Source organism: Microvirga pakistanensis (genome assembly GCF_004458765.1).
Taxonomy (GTDB): domain Bacteria; phylum Pseudomonadota; class Alphaproteobacteria; order Rhizobiales; family Beijerinckiaceae; genus Microvirga; species Microvirga pakistanensis.
In genome coordinates, this window is the sequence record NZ_SPJX01000094.1 from 1 (window position 1) to 223 (window position 223).

The window sequence follows — 223 nt, forward strand, 5'->3', positions numbered from 1 at the left end:
TCGGCACGATGACCTGGGGCCAGCAGAACACCGAGGCCGAAGGCCATGAACAGATGGATTACGCCCTCGACCAGGGCATCAATTTCTTCGATACCGCCGAACTTTATTCCAGTCCCCCGCGGCCCGAGACCCAAGGGTCCACGGAGCGGATCATCGGCTCCTGGTTCAAGGCGCGCGGCACCCGCGACAAGGTGATCCTGGCGTCGAAGGTGGTGGGCCGCTC

Annotated in this window: 1 protein-coding gene; it reads left to right on the top strand. The window is 63.7% G+C overall.

Annotated elements, in window-relative coordinates:
* The coding region (locus E4K09_RS03035; RefSeq protein ID WP_193557238.1) for an aldo/keto reductase at positions 1–223 on the top strand (223 nt) is incomplete at both ends.